General features: G+C 54.6%; 12 protein-coding genes and 1 tRNA gene. 5 read left to right on the top strand and 8 right to left on the bottom strand.

The window, feature by feature from the left end; translation table 11 throughout:
- Positions 1-65 precede the first annotated feature (65 nt).
- The 4 genes from TU92_RS07745 to TU92_RS07730 are packed head-to-tail and all read right to left on the bottom strand — an operon-like array spanning position 66 to position 9127.
- On the bottom strand, positions 66-1448 hold the full coding sequence (locus tag TU92_RS07745) for an efflux transporter outer membrane subunit (protein ID WP_208640487.1): 1383 nt from the start codon (positions 1446-1448) through the stop codon (positions 66-68).
- A gap of 58 nt (positions 1449-1506) precedes the next feature.
- Positions 1507-4632, bottom strand: coding sequence for an efflux RND transporter permease subunit (locus tag TU92_RS07740; RefSeq protein WP_112165898.1), 3126 nt, complete (start codon positions 4630-4632; stop codon positions 1507-1509).
- The gene (locus tag TU92_RS07735) at positions 4629-7838 is read right to left on the bottom strand and encodes an efflux RND transporter permease subunit (RefSeq protein WP_112165896.1); all 3210 of its coding nucleotides are present in this window, start codon (positions 7836-7838) and stop codon (positions 4629-4631) included. The genes TU92_RS07740 and TU92_RS07735 overlap by 4 nt, the downstream gene beginning before the upstream one ends.
- Positions 7835-9127: an MdtA/MuxA family multidrug efflux RND transporter periplasmic adaptor subunit gene (locus tag TU92_RS07730; protein WP_112165971.1), complete on the bottom strand. Its 1293-nt coding sequence runs from the start codon at positions 9125-9127 to the stop codon at positions 7835-7837. Before TU92_RS07730 ends, TU92_RS07735 begins: the two co-directional genes overlap by 4 nt.
- A 471-nt stretch (positions 9128-9598) precedes the next feature.
- On the opposite strand from TU92_RS07730, the gene TU92_RS07725 reads away from it, so the two are divergent.
- From TU92_RS07725 to TU92_RS07715, 3 genes are all read left to right on the top strand, one after another.
- Entirely contained in the window at positions 9599-10417 is an 819-nt protein-coding gene (locus TU92_RS07725; protein WP_112165894.1) for a gamma-glutamyl-gamma-aminobutyrate hydrolase family protein, read from the top strand.
- A complete protein-coding gene (locus TU92_RS07720) occupies positions 10414-10956 on the top strand; it encodes a M15 family metallopeptidase (protein ID WP_112165892.1) in 543 nt (180 codons plus the stop codon). The genes TU92_RS07725 and TU92_RS07720 overlap by 4 nt, the downstream gene beginning before the upstream one ends.
- A gap of 184 nt (positions 10957-11140) precedes the next feature.
- Positions 11141-12325: a sugar transporter gene (locus TU92_RS07715; RefSeq protein ID WP_112165890.1), complete on the top strand. Its 1185-nt coding sequence runs from the start codon at positions 11141-11143 to the stop codon at positions 12323-12325.
- A gap of 62 nt (positions 12326-12387) precedes the next feature.
- Here the strand turns inward: TU92_RS07715 and TU92_RS07710 are convergent, their stop codons facing one another.
- Both TU92_RS07710 and TU92_RS07705 read right to left on the bottom strand, forming a co-directional pair.
- The gene (locus tag TU92_RS07710) at positions 12388-14217 is read right to left on the bottom strand and encodes a methyl-accepting chemotaxis protein (protein ID WP_112165888.1); all 1830 of its coding nucleotides are present in this window, start codon (positions 14215-14217) and stop codon (positions 12388-12390) included.
- 247 nt (positions 14218-14464) lie between these two features.
- Positions 14465-14881, bottom strand: coding sequence for a DUF2000 domain-containing protein (locus TU92_RS07705; protein ID WP_112165886.1), 417 nt, complete (start codon positions 14879-14881; stop codon positions 14465-14467).
- Between the two features lie 131 nt (positions 14882-15012).
- Here TU92_RS07705 and TU92_RS07700 point away from each other — a divergent pair, with 131 nt between their 5' ends.
- Both TU92_RS07700 and argG read left to right on the top strand, forming a co-directional pair.
- Complete coding sequence (locus TU92_RS07700; protein ID WP_112165884.1) at positions 15013-15480, top strand: Lrp/AsnC family transcriptional regulator; 468 nt, start codon at positions 15013-15015, stop codon at positions 15478-15480.
- Positions 15481-15685: 205 nt separating this feature from the next.
- Positions 15686-17047, top strand: a complete 1362-nt coding sequence (argG, locus tag TU92_RS07695; protein WP_112165882.1) for an argininosuccinate synthase — start codon at positions 15686-15688, stop codon at positions 17045-17047.
- A gap of 207 nt (positions 17048-17254) precedes the next feature.
- On the opposite strand, the gene TU92_RS07690 is transcribed toward argG, so the two are convergent.
- Together TU92_RS07690 and TU92_RS07685 are read right to left on the bottom strand one after the other, a co-directional pair.
- Positions 17255-17974, bottom strand: coding sequence for a hypothetical protein (locus tag TU92_RS07690; RefSeq protein WP_112165880.1), 720 nt, complete (start codon positions 17972-17974; stop codon positions 17255-17257).
- 402 nt (positions 17975-18376) lie between these two features.
- Positions 18377-18450, bottom strand: a tRNA-Gly gene (locus TU92_RS07685).
- Positions 18451-18541: the final 91 nt, after the last annotated feature.

Genomic DNA, 18541 nt, shown 5'->3' with positions numbered 1-18541 from the left:
GTCCCGGCGCTTCCCTTGCGAAAGGGGACGCCGGGACGGGGTTTAGCCATCCACTTCACCACTCATTATTTACCCACATCTCCGTTCCAGCCACCGCCCAGCGCGGCGATAAGCTTGACGCTGGTGACCATCTGAGTGCTGACCAGCGACAGGACGCTTTGCTGCTGGGTCAGGCTGGTATTCTCGGTACTGGCGACGTCAAGATAATCAATCATCCCGGCCTGATACTGGTTGTAGGTCACGCGTGCGGATTCTTTGGCGGAATCGGCGGCGTTCTGGCGGGCAATGAGCTCATTGTCCAGCGTATTTAATTCCACCAGATAATCTTCCACTTCCTGCATCGCGGTTAACACGCTCTGGCGATAACCGGCGACGTCGGCGTCATAGGCGGCTTCCGCCTGGGCGACTTTGCCACGGGTCGAACCAAAATCCAGTACCGTCTGGCTGAGTTCCGGGCCTAAAGACCAGACGCGGTTCGGCAGTGAGAACAGGTTATGGAAGGCAGAGCTGGCAAATCCGCCGCTGGCGCTTAAGGTCAGATCCGGGTAATAAGCGGCAGTAGCAACACCGACAGCGGCGTTGGAAGACGCCATGGTGCGTTCAGCGGCGGCGATATCAGGTCGGCGCTGCAACAGCTGCGAAGGCAAGGCATCCGGGATCTGCGGCAGAGTCAGTTTGACGTCGCGCGCGGCGAGGCTGAACTGCGCCGGTGGTTTGCCGACAAGCACCGCGATAGCGTGCTCCAGCTGGGCACGCTGCCATTGCAGATCAAGCGCCGACGCTTTGGTGCTTTCCAGCTGCGTCTGGGCCTGCGCCAGCGTGGCGCGTGAGGCGTTACCGCCTTCATACTGATTCTGGATGACGGTCAGATAACGCTGATACGCCTCGATGCTGCGCTGATACAGCGCGATCTGCTGATCCATTACCCGCAGCTGGAAGTAATCCTGCGCCAGTTCGGACTGCGCGCTGAGCGTGGCGTCGGCAAGATCGGCCTTGCTGGCCTGCGCGCTGGCGTCCTGCTCTTCTGCCGAACGGCGCAGTTTGCCCCACAGATCCAGCTCCCAGCTGGCGCTGAGTTCAGCCGACTGATTTTTGGTGACAGTCGATGACGTGCCGCTGCGCGTGCTGCCAACAGAGGCATCGACGGAAGGATAGAGATCCGAACGCGCCTGGGTGACTAACGCCTGCGCCTGACGGTATTGCGCGGCGTACTGCGCGACGTTCTGGTTGGAAATCTGCACCTGACTCAGCAGCGAAGACAGTTCCGGATCCTGATACACCGTCCACCAGTCGCCTTTGCTCTGGTTATCTTTAGGGATCGCCGCCGTCCAGCCTTTGGCTTCTTTAAACGCCGTGGGCATGGCGACGTCAGGCCGCTGGTAATCCGGCCCGACGGTACAGGCGCTGACCATTATAGCCAGCGCCAGCGGAACAAGTCGGGACGCCATAGTACGGGATTTTTGCAAAGTCATCAGATTCGCTTCAGGGTAAGAATTCATTGTTTTATCAGTCATGTGAACTGACCTCCGGCGACGCTGTGTGCGGGCGCAGGCGATGCCATAAGCGATGCGTCGCCCGGCTCGTGCGATCCATATACAAGTACACCACCGGCGTGGTGAATAACGTCAGGATCTGGCTCAGTGCCAGACCACCGGCGATTGCCAGCCCCAGCGGGCTGCGCAGATCTGCATCGCCGCCGCTGCCGAGCGCCAGTGGCAATGCGCCAAAGAACGCCGCCAGCGTGGTCATCAGGATCGGGCGGAAACGCATCAGACAAGCCTGGGTGATCGCCTGCTGTGGCGAGAGGCCGAGGCGGCGTTCGGCATCGAGCGCGAAGTCGATCATCATGATCGCATTCTTCTTCACAATGCCGATCAGTAACAGGATCCCGATCAGCGCAATCACCGTCAGCTGTGTGCCGGTCATCAGCATCAGCAGCAGCGCGCCAAGCCCGGCAGACGGCAGCGTTGAGAGAATGGTCAGCGGATGAATATAGCTTTCATACAGCACACCGAGAACGATATACACCGCCGCCAGCGCCGCCAGAATCAGCCACGGCATCGAGCTGGCCAGCGCCTGGAACGCCTGCGCCGTACCGGCATAACTGCCCTGAATGGTATCCGGCAAACCGATTTTCGCCATCGCAGTTTTCAGCGCAATCTGCGCCTGTTCCAGCGCGTAACCGTCGGCCAGGTTGAAGGCGATGGTCGTGGTTGCCGTCTGCCCCTGATGCGCCACCGAGAGCGGTGCATTTGCGCCGCTGAACGAGGTAAAGGCCGACAGCGGGATCTGCTTGCCTGCGTCGGTCACCACATACAGCTGATTCAGCACGTCAGGATTGCCGGTGTAATCCGAGGTCAGGTTCATCACCACGTGATACTGGTTAAGCGTTTTGTAGATAGTCGCAATCTGCCGCTGGCTGAAAGCGTTATTGAGTAATGTATCGATCATCCTCACGTTAACGCCGAGCTGCGTGGCACGGTCGCGGTCGATATTGAGCATCACTTCCTGCCCGCCGGTCTGCGAGTCGGAATCGACGCCGGTCAGTTCCGGGAGCGCTGCCAGTGCCGCTTTCACTTTCGGTGCCCACTCGCGCAGCAGGGAAAGATCGTCAGCCTGTAAGCTGTACTGATACTGGGCGTTAGCGCTGCGTCCGCCGATGTGCAAGTCCTGCGCCGCCATCAGGAACAGCTGCGATCCCGGGACTTTAGCGGTTTCCATCATCAGGCGGTTAGCCACCTGATTGGCGTTGGCGGTGCGTTTATCGAAATCTTTCAGGCGAACGAAGAACGTGGCGGTATTGCGTGATCCAAACCCGCCGCTGCCCGCTGAGCTCATTACCGCTTCCACTGCCGGATCGTCCTGGATGATCTTGCTGTATTTCAGCACCTGCGGCTGGATCGACTGGAACGAAGTGTTCTGATCCGCTCGCAACATGCCCATCAACATGCCGGTGTCCTGATCCGGGAAGAAGCCCTTTTCCACTACGGTATACAGATAGAAGTTAAGCAGCACGGTCAGGAACAGCCCGACCAGTGTGATCAGCTGATGACGCATCACCCAGCCGAGCGCCACCGAATAGGCGGCCAGCAGCTTGTTGAGGCCGCGTTCGATCATGCGATAAAGGCGCGGCTGACGTTTTTCCACCGGTGGTTTACGCGTGAGAAAACGCGCACAAAGCATCGGCGTCAGGCTGAGCGAGACCAGCATAGAAATGATCAGCGAGACGCTGAGCGTCACCGCGAATTCGCGGAACAGACGCCCGACGATGCTGCCCATCAGCAGGATTGGGATAAACACGGCGATCAGCGACAGCGTCATGGAAAGCACGGTAAAGCTGACTTCTTGTGCGCCTTTGATAGCCGCACGCACCGGCCCCATTCCTTCTTCGATATGCCGCGTAATGTTTTCGAGCACCACGATGGCGTCATCAACCACAAAGCCGGTGGCGATAATCAGCGCCATCAGCGACAGGTTATCGAGGCTGTAGCCAAGCAGGTACATCACCGCGCAGGTACCGATTAAAGAAACCGGCAGTGCCAGCGCGGGGATCAGCACCGCACGCCAGTTGCGCAGAAAAACAAACACCACCGCGATCACCAGCAGCGTGGCTTCCAGCAAGGTCATTTCGGTATCGCGCAGGGAAGCGGAGACGTTCGGCGAGCGGTCAAGCGCCAGATTAAGCTGGACGTCGCCCGGCAAGCTTTCTTTCATCAGCGGCAGCGCAGCTTTGATTGCCTCGATGGTTTCCAGCATGTTCGCGCCCGCCTGACGCGTGACGCCGATCATCACCGACGGCGTGCTGTTGTAATAGCCGACGTTGTATTTGTCTTCGACCGAATCGTAAACATTGGCGACGTCGCTGAGGCGGATCGCCGAACCGTTGATGTAGGTGATGATCAGCGTTTTGTACTGTGCTGCGGTACTTTGCTGGCCGTTGCCCTCGATCATCCAGGACTGATTCGAGCCTTGCAGCAGCCCCTTCGGCAGGTTGCTGGTGCTGTTGGCAATGGCTGAACGAATGGTGTCGAGGGAAATGCCGTAAGAGGTGACCGCTTCCGGGCGCAAATCAATACGTACGCCCGGCAGCGCGGAGCCCACCAGCGAGACCTGCCCGACGCCGTTCACCTGCGCAATTTTCTGTTGCAGCTGGCTGGAGGCGATATCGTACAGCTCGCCCTTGCTGCGCGTGGCCGAGGTCAGCGCCAGCATGATGATCGGCGCATCCGACGGGTTGGCTTTGCGATAGGTCGGCAGCGACGGCATGCTGCTTGGCAATAACGCGCGGGAAGCGTTGATCGCCGCCTGCACGTCGCGCGCTGCGCCGTTAATATCGCGATCTAAATCGAACTGCAAAATGACACTGGTGGAGCTTTGCGAGCTGCGCGAGGTCATTTCGGTGACGCCCGCGATCTGCCCGAGCGCCCTTTCCAGCGGCGTGGCGACGGTAGCCGCCATGGTTTCAGGGCTGGCTCCCGGCAAACTGGCGCTGACCAGAATGGTCGGGAAATCCACCTGCGGCAGCGGCGCGACCGGCAATAAACGATAACCGAGCAGGCCGAGCAGCAGAACCGCCAGCGTCAGCAGCAGGGTGGCGACCGGGCGCAGGATAAAGAAGCGTGAGATGTTCATCGGTTATCTGCCCGCTGCGCGGCACGACGGTGGCGCGGATTAAAGCGGTGCGAGAGGTTGTCGAACATCAGGTAGATCACCGGCGTCGAAAACAGCGTCAGGATCTGACTGAAGATCAGACCGCCGACGATCACCAGCCCGAGCGGCTGGCGCAGTTCCGCACCGGATCCGCTCGCCAGCATCAGCGGCAATGCACCGAGCAGCGCGGCCATGGTGGTCATCATGATCGGGCGAAAACGCAGTAAACAGGCCTGATGGATCGCCTCACGCGGCGATAATCCCTGCTTGTTTTCCGCCTCCAGCGCAAAGTCGATCATCATAATGGCGTTCTTTTTCACGATCCCGATCAGCAGGATCACGCCGATCAACGCGATCAAGCTGAATTCCGTTCCGGCAAAGATCAGCGACAACAGCGCGCCAACCGCCGCCGACGGTAGCGTGGAAAGAATGGTCACCGGATGGATAAAGCTTTCGTACAGAATGCCGAGCACCACGTACATGGTCAGCAACGCGGCGAGGATCAGCCACAACGTGTTACCGGTGGCACTTTCAAACGAGGCCGCCGCGCCCTGATAACGCAGAGTAATGCTGTCCGGCATCGCGATATCCGCTACGGTGGTTTTGATCGCCTGCTGCGCCTGCTCCAGCGAATAGCCGTCGTTGAGGTTGAAGGACACCGTCACCGCCGGGAACTGGTTCAGTCGCGCCTGCAACAGCGCGCCGGTGCGCATGTGGATTTTGGCGATCGACGTCAGTTTCACCATGCCATTGCTGGAACTGCTGGTGCTGGTGGACGACGTCGAACTGCCGGATGCGGTGGTCGTTGAGGACGCCGCGTTGCTGTTCGAGGTTGTGCTGCTGGTGGCTGACGTCGTGACGTTGCTCGCCAGATAGATGTCATCGAACGAGGCCGGAGACTGCTGGAACTGCGGCGCGACTTCCAGCACCACGCGATACTGGTTGGCCTGGGTAAAGATGGTGGAGACCAGACGCTGGCCGAAGGCGTTGTACAGCGCGGTATCGACGTCTGACGCGGTAATGCCGTAACGCGCTGCGGCGTCGCGATCTAATTCCACGTAGGCTATCTGCCCCTGATTTTGCAGGTTGCTGACTGCATCGCTGAATTCCGGCTGCTCGCTGAGTTTCGCCAGCAGTTTCGGCGTCCATTCCACCAGATTTTCGCTGTCGGAATCATCCAGCGTGAACAGGTACTGGCTCGGCGTGACCTGATCGTCAACGGTCAGATCCTGCGATGCCTGTAAATACAGTTCGATGCCGGGCACACCGGCGGTTTCCTGTTTCAGACGTTCGATGATCGCCGGCGCACGTTCGCTGCGTTCATCAAAAGATTTCAGGCTGATCTGCAAGCGGCCACTGTTCAGGCTGGTGTTATTGCCGTCCACGCCAATGGTTGACGCGACGCTTTCGACGTCGGGATCTTTAAGGATAGCGGCAGCCAGTAACTGCTGACGACGCCCCATTTCGCCAAAGGACACGTCCTGCGACGCCTGCGTAATGCCCTGAATCATCCCGGTATCCTGCGACGGGAAGAAGCCTTTTGGCACAATCACATACAGCAGCGCGGTGAAGACTAAGGTAGCGGCGGCGACCAGCAGGGTTATCTTCTGGTGGTTGAGCACAACGATAAGCATCCGGTCATAACCGGCGATCAGTTTGTCGAAAAACTCCCCGCCCTTGCGGTAGAACTTGCTCTGTTTGTCTTCCGGAGTGTGGCGCAGTAAATAGGCACACAGCATCGGGGTGAGCGTCAGAGAGACGACCATCGACACCAGTATCGACACCGCCAGCGTGATGGCAAATTCGCGGAACAGGCGCCCCACGACATCCCCCATAAACAGCAGCGGGATCAGGACGGCAATAAGAGAAAAGGTCAGGGAAATGATGGTGAAACCGATCTGCTTCGAGCCTTTCAGCGCCGCCTGCATCGGGGTTTCGCCCTCTTCCAGCCGTCGCGAAATGTTTTCCACCACCACGATGGCGTCATCGATAACGAAGCCGGTAGCAATGGTCAGCGCCATCAGCGACAAGTTATTCAGGCTGAAGCCGCACAGATACATCACACCAAATGTGCCGATAAGCGACAGCGGCACGGCAACGCTTGGGATAAGCGTCGCCGCCACGTTGCGCAGGAACAGGAAAGTCACCATCACCACCAGCGCAATCGACAGCAACAGCTCAAACTGAACGTCGCTTATCGAGGCACGGATGGTCTGGGTCCGGTCAGACAGAATGCTGACTTTGACCGAATCCGGCAGCGCTTCCTGCAATTTCGGCAACTGGGTCTTAATCGCATCCACCACCTGAATCACGTTGGCGCCGGGCTGACGCTGAACGCTGATAATGATCGCCGGTTCTTTATTCGCCCACGCAGACAGATACTGGTTTTCAGGCGCTTCAGACAGCGTGGCGATATCGCGCAAACGCAGCGCCGCGCCGTTTTCGTAAGTCACAATCAGGTTGGCGTATTCAGACGCGGTGCGCAGCTGATCGTTAGCATCAATGGTGATCGAATGATGCGGACCGTCGAAACCGCCCTTGGAGCCGTTGACGTTGCTGTTGCCGATCAACGTGTTAATGGTTTCCAGCGTGAGGTTGTGCGCCGCCAGTTTACGCGGATCGACCTGCACGCGTATGGCAGGCTGATGCCCGCCCGCCAGCGTCACCATGCCAACGCCGGAGATCTGCGAAAGCTTCAGCGCTACACGGGTATTGACCAGATCCTGCACTTTGGTCAGCGGCAGTGATTCGGAAGTGACGGCCAGCGTCAGCACCGCGGCATCCGCCGGGTTCACCTTTTTATAGGTCGGCGGATTGGGTAAATCGTTCGGCAGCAGACTGTCGGCGGCGTTGATCGCGGCCTGCACTTCCTGCTCGGCGACGTCAAGAGAGAGATCCAGCGAGAATTTCAGCGTGATGATCGAAGAGCCGCTCGCGCTGGTGGAATACATCTGGCTCAGGCCCGCCATCTGGCCGAGCTGGCGTTCAAGCGGCGCGGTAATGCCAGACGCCATTACGTCCGGGCTGGCACCCGGATAGAGCGTGGTCACCTGAATGGTCGGGTAATCGACCTGCGGCAGCGCCGACGTCGAGAGCATGTTGTAGGCAAAAATGCCCGACAGCAGCACGGCGACCATCAGCAAAATAGTCGCGACCGGCCTTTGAATAAAGAGGCGTGAAGGATTCATTTCGGCCCGCTGTCTTTACCGGTTGTGGCTTTATCGACGCCAGCGCCTTGCTCACGCGCTTTCGAAGAACCGGCGGCGGCGGCATCTTCGGTATTGGCTGTCACCACCTGCACTTTCGCGCCGTTGGTCAGACGATCAATCCCTGTCGTCACCACTTGTTCGCTCGGCTTCACGCCGGACAAAATCGCTACCTGATTGTCACCGAAGTCCGGCCCGGATTTCACGGCGCGGCGCTCGATGGTGTTATCAGCTTTAATCACGTACACGAAATCGCCGTTACTGCTCAGCTGCAACGCCGCAGCCGGAATAACGGTGGCATCTTTGAGCGTGGAAACCTGTAAGCGGGCGTTAACAAACTGGTTCGGATAGAGTTTTTCATCCGCATTGTTGAACAGCGCTTTCAGCTTGATACTGCCGGTGCTGCTATCAATTTCATTACTGATAAATTGCAGCTGGCCCTGATCGAGCACTTCGCTGCCGTCCTGATTAAAGGCGGTGGTCGGCAGTTTATTGCCGCCGCGCAGCGCTTTGAGCAGGGTTTGCAGATTGCTTTGCGGCACGCTGAAGGTAACAGCAATCGGCTGCGTCTGGGTAATAGTGACGATACCGGTCGTTGAGCTGCTGGTGACCATATTGCCCGGATCGACCAGACGTAACCCGACATGGCCGCTGACCGGTGCGGTGATTTTCGCAAACTCAAGATTCAGTTTTGCGGCATCGATTTGCGCCTGATCGGCTTTCATCGCCCCGGCGTACTGCCCGGCGGTCGCTATCTGGCTTTCCAGATCCTGACGCGCTAAAGAGTCCTGCGCATACAGTTTGCGGTAACGCGCCAGCGTCAGTTCGGCACTTCTCGACAGCGCCTGATTCTGCGCCAGGGAGCCCTGATACTGTTCGAGCGTCGCCTGATAGCTGCGCGGATCAATCTGCGCCAGCAACTGCCCCTGCTCAACTTTCTGCCCTTCGGTGAAATACACCTTCATCAGTTGGCCATCGACCCGGCTGGTGACCGTCACGGTGGCGTTGGCCACCACGGTACCCAGGGCACGCAGATAGACTGGCACATCCGCCTGCGTGGCTTTTCCGGCCTGCACCGGCGTATCCATCCCCATCATCATCTGGCCGCGCATCGCGCGCATACCGCCGCGTCCCGGTCCTTTTTTACCCGCGGATTCGGACGAACTCTGATGAAAAGCAAAGAACCAGACCAGGATCGCCGCAATGATGATGGCGATGATAACCCACACGAAGGTGCGTTTTTTAGAGCGAGATGAGGCAGTCGGCAGCATAAATTTCTTGATTTCGCAGTATTGATGAGGAGAAAACAGCTGAAAAATGACCTTCAACCAGAGATTTTATTGTTCGGCGCAAAACCATTATCCCTGAAAACCACGGGTGGCTGTTTTTAGGACACCGTAAAGATTTCGTTAGTAATTAAGAATATGTATTTCAATCATCCGGATGAATTATACCCGCTAATTTAGCCTTTAGAGGTAGCCAATGTTAAGGACTAAATGAGAATGAAAGTTGAAGAAGGGAGCAGAAAATTTTAAGGAACTGTCAACGCCACCCGGAATTTTGTCAGGAATGCGCTGATTTAGCATGAAAAATAAACAACCACATCACCCAAATGGTTTAAAAAAGTAGAGGTAAATCCTGAAAATTGCATTCATTGATAATTTATATTGTTTGCGTCGACCGCCCCTTGTTATGGTTAATTTTCTGGTTGTTTTTCATCTTCATGGCAGGGAATCGGGAGAATGCATACAAAATTTCAATCCAGACCGGTTATCGGGGTCACGCTCGACAGCGAGGAAGCCGGGGGTTACGCCGACTTTCCGTGGTACGCCTTACGTCAGAACTACATGGAAAGTCTGGCAGAACTGGGGGCCGTGCCGCTGGCATTGCCGCATCACGCAGATTTAACCGATGAGTATCTCGCGCTATGCGACGGGATTGTCGTCACCGGCGGCGCGTTTGACGTCCCACCCGAGTTGTTCAATGAGCAGCAAACCAGCAGTCAGGTACGCCTGAAACCTGGCCGCACCGAATTCGAAAAAGCCATCGTCAAAGGCGCGATGCAGCGCAACATGCCGCTGCTCGGTATCTGCGGGGGCCAGCAGCTGCTGGCTGTCCTTACCGGCGGCACGCTGCATCAGCATATTCCCGATGCGCTGCCCGATGCGCTCGAGCACAGCACCACCGTCGATACCGAAAATGCCGGAGGCAAAAAGCGCGCTCGCCATCAGGTTGAGATCGTCGAAGGGTCGCTGCTCAGCCGCTGCGTCGACAGCCTGCACTATGAGGTCAACAGTTCGCATCATCAGGCGGTGAAATCGGTCGGCGAAGGTTGCCGCATTAATGCGTATGCGCCCGACGGCGTGATTGAAGGCATCGAGTGCGAAGGCTATGACTTTTGCCTTGGCGTGCAGTGGCACCCGGAATATCAGCAACATCAGCAGGATACGCAACTGCTGAACGCGCTGGTGTCGGCGGCTTCGCGCTATAAGCATTCTATGCGCAGTTCGGCGCGGGCGATGACCGACGCAATGACACGCAAAGGGAAAGAAGAGGCATGAATCAGGCGGTGCTGAAAACCAAAACAGACCAGATGTTGCGGGATCTTAATATCGACCCGCGGGTTATCGCGCACCGCACGCTGCCGTTCTTCGAGGAAGTAAGTGAGCACTTACTGGTGGACGCTGAAACCGATGCGGCCACCGGTAAAATCTACCGCCTGACCTCACCCGCCGCGCAGGCATGGCAGACGATGAAACAGCAGGCTACCGCCGAAGGCATCGCCATTTACCTGGTATCCGCGTGGCGCAGTGTGGAATATCAGGCGGGTCTTATCCGCGCGAAGCAGGAGGCCGGTATCCCGCCTGAAACCTTCTTTACCTCACTGGCACCGCCCGGATGCAGCGAGCATCACACCGGCTGCGCCGTGGATATCAATACCCCCGGCTGTGATGAAGTCACCGGCGTGTTCGGTGAAACCGACGCTTTCGCCTGGCTGAAAGGCAACGCCGCGCGTTTTGGCTTCGTGATGTCATTTCCGCTGAACAATCCGTGGGGATTCATCTTTGAGCCGTGGCACTGGTGCTGGCACCCGCAATAACGCCATTTGTCTTAAACCGGTGATCTGCCTCTCACTTTCCATAACTAAAATTGTCCCTTAAACATTTTTCTGTTAGGCCAATTTTCTGTTTCATTTTTAGAACAAATAAAACACACTATGTCCTCAAAAGGCTTCCTGAGAAGCGAGCCTGGTCTTTACACCTTCTAATAAGTCATAAATTTCAATGCAATCAGATACCGTTTCGCGCAGGACTGCCTGGCTTCGCGTTGTAATGCTGGCGATCGCCGCCTTCATCTTCAATACCACCGAATTTGTGCCGGTCGGATTACTCTCTGACATCGCCGCCAGTTTCAATATGAAAACGGCGCAGGTCGGCCTGATGCTCACCATTTACGCCTGGGTGGTCGCGCTGATGTCGCTGCCGCTGATGCTGCTGACCCGACAGGTCGAGCGAAAGCGTCTGCTGATCATCATCTTTTGCCTGTTTATCGTCAGTCATGGGCTCTCCGTGGTGGCCTGGGATTTCTGGAGTCTGGTGGCGTCCCGCGTCGGTATCGCCCTCTCCCATGCCATTTTCTGGTCGATTACTGCATCGCTGGCAATCCGCGTGGCACCGGCCGGTAAAAAAACGCAGGCGCTCAGTATGTTAGCCACCGGTACCGCGCTGGCGATGGTGCTTGGCCTGCCGCTTGGCCGCCTTATCGGCCAGTATCTCGGCTGGCGTACCACCTTTATGTGCATCGGCGGCGTTGCGCTGCTGACGCTGATTTGCCTGATTAAACTGCTGCCACCGCTGCCAAGCGAACATACCGGCTCCCTGAAAAGCGTCCCGATGTTGTTCCGCCGTCCCGCTCTGGTCGGCATGTATATTCTGACTGCGCTGATAGTGACCGCTCACTACACCGCTTACAGTTATATCGAGCCCTTTATTCAGACCGTCGCGGATATGGGTGAAAACTTCACCACGTTCCTGCTACTGATTTTTGGTGGTGCGGGGATTTTCGGCAGCATCATTTTCAGCGTGTTCGGTAACCGCTTCCCGGCAGCCATGCTCAGCGGGCCGATCCTGATGGTCACGCTCAGCATGTTGCTGCTGTTTGTTGCGGTGATGAACCCGGTCAGTATTTCGATTCTGTGCGTGGTCTGGGGGCTGGCGATGATGATTATCGGGCTGGCAATGCAGGTACGCGTGCTGGGGCTGGCAAGCGACGCCACCGACGTCTCGATGTCCCTGCTGTCGGGCATCTACAATATCGGTATCGGCGCGGGCGCATTGATCGGCAATCAGGTGAGTTTACATCTGGCGATGAGCGACGTCGGCTACGCCGGCGGATTGCTCGGCTGTATCGCCTTTGTCTGGTGTCTGACGATTTTCAAACGCTATCCGCAGTTAAAAACCACCAGCTGAGTGCGTACTGCTTTGGTAAAAAAACTCACTGCGCCGCAATAGCGCAGTGAGCAATAAAACAATTACTCAGTCACAAAACGTGAAACGGAACCCGCCAGGCTTTGCGCCTGATCGCGCAGCGCGTTGGCGGCGGCAGAAGACTCCTCCACCAGCGCGGCGTTTTGCTGAGTCACGTTATCCATCTCGATAATCGCTTCCCCGACCTGTGAGATCCCGCGGTTCTGTTCATCTGACGCCTGAGCAATTTCATTCAGAATTTCAGTGACATTACCGATGGATGTCACGATGTCGTGCATCGTCGTGCCCGCCTGCTCCACCAGCTCCGAGCCCGCGCTGATGCGCTCAACCGATTCGCCAATCAGCTCTTCAATCTCTTTTGCCGCCTGCGCGCTGCGCTGTGCCAGACTTCTTACTTCACTGGCCACCACCGCAAAACCTCTGCCCTGCTCACCGGCACGCGCCGCCTCGACCGCCGCGTTCAGCGCCAGAATATTGGTCTGGAAGGCAATGCTGTTGATGACGGTGGTGATTTCACCAATTTTGCCGGAACTGGCGGTGATCTCATTCATGGTTTTCACCACGTGATTGACCAGCTTGCCCCCCTTGTTGGCCGTCTCAGACGTCTTGCGCGCCAACTGACTGGAGTGGTGAATATTGTCGACGTTCTGTTTCACCGTCGCAGTTAACTGCTCCATGCTGGCCGCCGTTTCTTCCAGCGCAGCGGCCTGCTCTTCGGTGCGCGCGGACAGATCGTTATTCCCCGCCGCAATTTCGCCCGAGGCAAGACTGACCTGCGTCACACCGCTGCGGATATCCCCGATAATGCGGCGCAGCTCATCGTTCATTGCGCCTACCGCCTGCATCAGTTCACCCAGTTCATCACGACGAGTGGTCTCCAGATGAGCACGCAGATCGCCTCGTGCAATTTGCTGTGCAACGCGCAACGTCGCGGACAACGGCGTGGTGATTTGGCGGGTAATGATGAATGCGATTGCAATGCTTAACAGCACTGCCGCCACCATGATCATCGACATCCATAAAATCGCCTGACTGATATCCGAATGCGTCGATTTCAACTCTTCCTGAAACAGGGAGCTGCTGGCCGTCGTCAGCGCCATGCCTGACTTCGCAAGCATTTTCGTTGCCTGCTCTTCGGCAAGATAAGAAGACAGATACGCCTGCGCGCTTTCCTGTTTCGCGGCCACCGAATGTGCCACGTCGCTTAGCGTATTGGCATCCGCCGGGCTCAGCTGTGGTTTCACGGCCTCCATAAGTTGAATCGATTCAGCGATAAATCGTACTAAAGCCTGTTGCGCCTCTTCAGTATTCTGGAGTTCAAGCAGTTTGACGCGCACCGCCACGCCGTTGAGGTGTTTACCGATTTCATTCAGTGCATTCGCCGTGACCGCCGTGGCCGGATCTTGTGAATACCCCTGCGCCAGACGCGTCACGTCGGCCTCTTCTTTGGTCAGCCCCAGCGAGCCGATAATACTTTCACGTTTGCGGGTTTCGCTGACCGTTTCCGCGCGCTGCTCCCGATAGCCCTGCATTGCGCCCGGTAATGTCCGCAGAAGCTCCTGCTGCTCAGGACGCCACTTGTACGCCTGCAAACTTTCTATCTTAAGATCGACCTGTTTCAGTCCTGCTTCGTTAATGCCGATGAACTTTTCGTCATGGGTTTTGACGTATTGCAGTCTCGCATCTTTTGATAAAGCAAACTGATCGGTGATCACTTTTAGCTGACTGATTTTCTCGGCACGACCGGAGATATCATTAAGGTTTTTAATGCCACAGATTGCGACCGCCACGCTGAGTAACAGAACAAGCCCGAAACCGGTTGCCAGCTTTTTTCCGACTTTAACATTTTCAAAACAAACTAATAACTTTCTCATGATAATTAACGCTCCATTATTTTGTTTATATATGCAGGTGTTACCTAAAGCCTTTGCGTTATCGGCAGGTAAGGAGAATTAATTAATGATCGTTATAATGATTAAGGGAAATATCACCTTATGTAACTATATAAAGTGCAATGGGATGAATATTGATTAATAAAAACGCAGGGAATGGGAATTAGAAAAGGATTACTGATGGTTAGCGACCCGCACGCGGCGGGTCAGCCATTTTATTGCGTACGTATCAGCGCAGCAGCTTCAGATTGCCGGTCAACGATTTAATCCACTTTTCCGGCCCGACCAGCCCTAAGCCGTCGATCACTTCATCATGCAAATCGCGCTGCTTAAACGTATTTTCATATTCTTCATAGGCATGAAGCGAACGGGCAAACGCCGGGAAGGCCACCACACCGCGCTCGCCGCCCGCATCAAGGGCTTTAAACATCAGCGCCTTAATGTGATCCGTGGTGCCCTGCAAAATGGGGACGGGATATTTTGAACTGACATCGATCGTCGCGCCCTTTGCATCGGTCAGTGAGTTACCCGCCAGCATCGGGAATTTCGCCGCCAGGCCAATACCTATTGCGCCCGCCGTGTTCGCCAGCAATCCTGGCGGAAGGTCAGGATTGAGGATAATCGCCAGCCGGAGTGTGTCTGTCATTGTGTCGCCCTTTTCATCATCAGTGATGCATAAAGCATAACCATTCGCTGCTGAAAGGTGCTTTCTTTTGTGGGTCAAAAATGCCCTAATCTGGTTACTCCTTTCTAAAATTGACACTATGAAGGCAAATTATGTCCGCAGAAGAAATTTTACCGGCAGACCTTCGCATCTTAAAGCTACTTCAGAACTCGGGCCGGATGACCAATCAGGAACTGGCCGGAAAAGTCGGCATGGCGGCATCTCCCTGCTGGCGCCGCGTAAAGCAGTTGGAAGACAGCGGCGTGATAACCGGTTATCAGGCGAATATTGACAGGAAAAAAGTCGGCCTCGGGCTGCTGGCGTTTATCCGGGTCAAAATCGACAGCCACAGCGAAGAAGATGCGCGGCGTTTCGAGCAACAAGTTGGCGCGTTGCCCTCGGTGATTGCCTGCTACGCAATTGCCGGAGATGCAGATTTTCTGTTGCAGGTTGTGGCGAAAGATCTCGACAGTTTTTCGAGCTTTGCGATGGAAGTGGTGCGCCGCCTGCCGGGGATTAAAGAGATGCAAACATCGTTTGTGCTAAGGGAGGTAAAACCCCTGGATGTGCTGCCGTTGTGAGAGGGTGTAATGCTCACCCTAAAATTCATCAAAATGGCAGAATATTTTGAATGCACCCCCGATCTGCCATCCTGCTAATTAGATATTTATGCAATAAAATTCACATAAATATGCAAAATGTGTTTTACCTGAACTCCGTTTTGCGATATCAATATAGGCATTGAAACCTTTAACAGACAGACCTCATTCATACAGGATTGAACCGATGACAACTATTCTCAAGCACCTTCCTATCAATCAGCGTGTGGGTATCGCTTTCTCCGGCGGTTTGGACACCAGCGCAGCGCTACTGTGGATGCAGAAAAAAGGGGCGATTCCTTATGCCTACACAGCTAACCTGGGTCAGCCTGATGAAGAAGATTACGATGCCATTCCGCGTAAAGCGATGGAGTATGGTGCAGAGAAAGCTCGCCTGATTGATTGCCGTAAACAACTGGTTGCCGAAGGGATTGCCGCCATTCAGTGTGGCGCATTCCATAACACCACCGCTGGCGTCACTTACTTCAACACCACCCCGCTGGGCCGTGCCGTGACCGGCACCATGCTGGTTGCCGCGATGAAAGAAGACGGCGTCAATATCTGGGGTGACGGCAGTACTTACAAAGGTAACGATATTGAGCGTTTCTATCGTTACGGTCTGCTGACCAATGCTGAGCTGAAAATTTATAAGCCGTGGCTGGATACCGATTTTATCGATGAACTCGGTGGCCGCCATGAGATGTCAGAATTTATGATTCAGTCCGGTTTCGACTACAAAATGTCAACCGAGAAAGCCTACTCCACTGACTCCAACATGCTGGGCGCGACGCACGAAGCCAAAGATCTGGAGTTCCTCGACTCCGGCGTGAAAATCGTCAACCCGATTATGGGCGTGAAATTCTGGGACGAGAATGTGGTCGTGAAAGCGGAAGAAGTGTCCATCCGTTTTGAGCGCGGCTACCCTGTTGCCCTCAATGGCGTGACCTTTGACGACAGCGTTGAGCTGATGATGGAAGCCAACCGTATCGGTGGCCGTCATGGTTTGGGTATGAGCGACCAGATTGAAAACCGCATCATCGAAGCCAAAAGCCGTGGCATTTATGAAGCCCCTGGAATGGCGCTGTTGCACATCGCCTACGAGCGTCTGCTGACCGGTATTCATAACGAAGATACTATCGAGCAATATCATGCGAATGGCCGCGTGCTGGGTCGTCTGCTGTATCAGGGCCGCTGGTTCGATCCTCAGGCACTGATGCTGCGTGACTCCGCTCAGCGTTGGGTCGCCAGCGAAATCACCGGTGAAGTGACTCTGGAACTGCGCCGTGGCAATGACTACACCATCATGAATACGGTCTCTGAGAATCTGACTTACAAACCAGAACGTCTGACCATGGAGAAAGGGGATTCTGTCTTCTCGCCTGACGACCGTATTGGTCAGCTGACCATGCGTAATCTGGATATCACCGATACCCGCGAGAAGCTGCAAAACTATGTTGAGACAGGCTTACTAACATCTTCTGCTGCTACCGGTTTACCGCAGGTGGATAACAATAATCTTCCGCGCGGGTTACAGGTCAAGAATAAATAATTGTTTAGCTTAAACTAAAATACGCAAACAATTTATGCGGACAGGAATGCGGGAAGTGTTACCGTTGTGTAATGAATGACCCTGGAAGGGAAATCAAAACGCGACCTTACTCGTTCACTATTTCATTTTAATATTCACCTGATATACATCAGGTGAATTAATGAATTCTGACTATTATCCAAATATCATATTGGGAATATCATGTCATTACCGGAAGGAAATCCCCCCGACCAAAGAATGGAGTCCTGAAGGATGTCTTGACTCAAAGCGTTGCTCGTCTATTTCTATTTTACCTACTACAACGGTATTAAGGGAGCAGCTGTCACGATAGTGATCGTACCATCCCCCACCACATGTACCAGTAAGCCCACGATCAGACCACTTCTTCATTTTTAATCGCCAGAGCTGGTCAAAATGATCCAGCGGACACACAATTTTAGTCCACGGGTCACAAATCATCGTATTCTCGAGGAGTAGTTTGTTAAACCCCGCAGGCCGGGTGCCAATCAAAACATAAGAATGGTCAACGGGCGCTGGCATATAAACGCGCAAAATTTGAACTTGTCTTCCGGCGGCGCCATCCAGACGACTGGCCCGGTCCAGAAGATAGTAAAATGCAAGAATTGCATTTTCACCACAGTTTCCTGCGTGTGGGATTCGGTTAACGTAATCCCTTTCAAGGGCATTGGCTCTCTCCCGCGGAGACAAATTTTGCCCACGAAAACTGCGCAGAGACTTGAGCCGAATGGCATCTGCTTGTGCCGTATGTAAACTCCAACGCTTCGGATCTTTGGGCATCATATGGCTAACTAAACCTTTATCCCGATAAAGTTTATTCGTTGCCTTCAGAGGTAATCGCGAGCGTGCATACTTAATAGCACCTAATAAAATTGGCGTCATCGCCTGTTCAAACTTTTTATCAATCATAACTAAATCCTTTTACTTTTAATATTTACTGGTGATGAATTATTAATAATTAATTATTAATTACTAAAAATTAAATTATTTTTAAACAGTAAAATAAATATTCATTAATATGATGAATATATTTTATCTTTATTATATAAATTAATTAATAAACAATTAAAGAAGGAGTTTAATTATACATTGCGCCTGTAAACGATTAAACACGTAATTAATACATCAATTACGTGAATATTATCATTAACTAAGGTTTCGACAGGTAATTCCCTGAGCGACGTATCGTCTCCTGCCCGCTAATTTTGACAACTAACCGGTAGCAGAGGACAAGGGTGAAGCAAGATTGTGCATGAAATGACGTATTTACTGGGTTTGGAAGACGTAGTGGGATGTTACTGGAAGACGTAATGGAGCGGGTGAAGGGAATCGAACCCTCGTATGCAGCTTGGGAAGCTGCCGTTCTACCATTGAACTACACCCGCATCGATTTGCGAGGGGCATTATAACCTTAACTCTCTGAGTGACAAGCAGTAAAACACCGCCTGGTGGCGGTGTTTTGAGCAGTCAGATTAG

The sequence above is a fragment of the Rahnella inusitata genome, from assembly GCF_003263515.1.
In the GTDB taxonomy this organism is placed as follows: domain Bacteria; phylum Pseudomonadota; class Gammaproteobacteria; order Enterobacterales; family Enterobacteriaceae; genus Rahnella; species Rahnella inusitata.
Note: the sequence above shows the minus strand (reverse complement) of the source record. Positions and strands in the feature narration are given on the sequence as shown.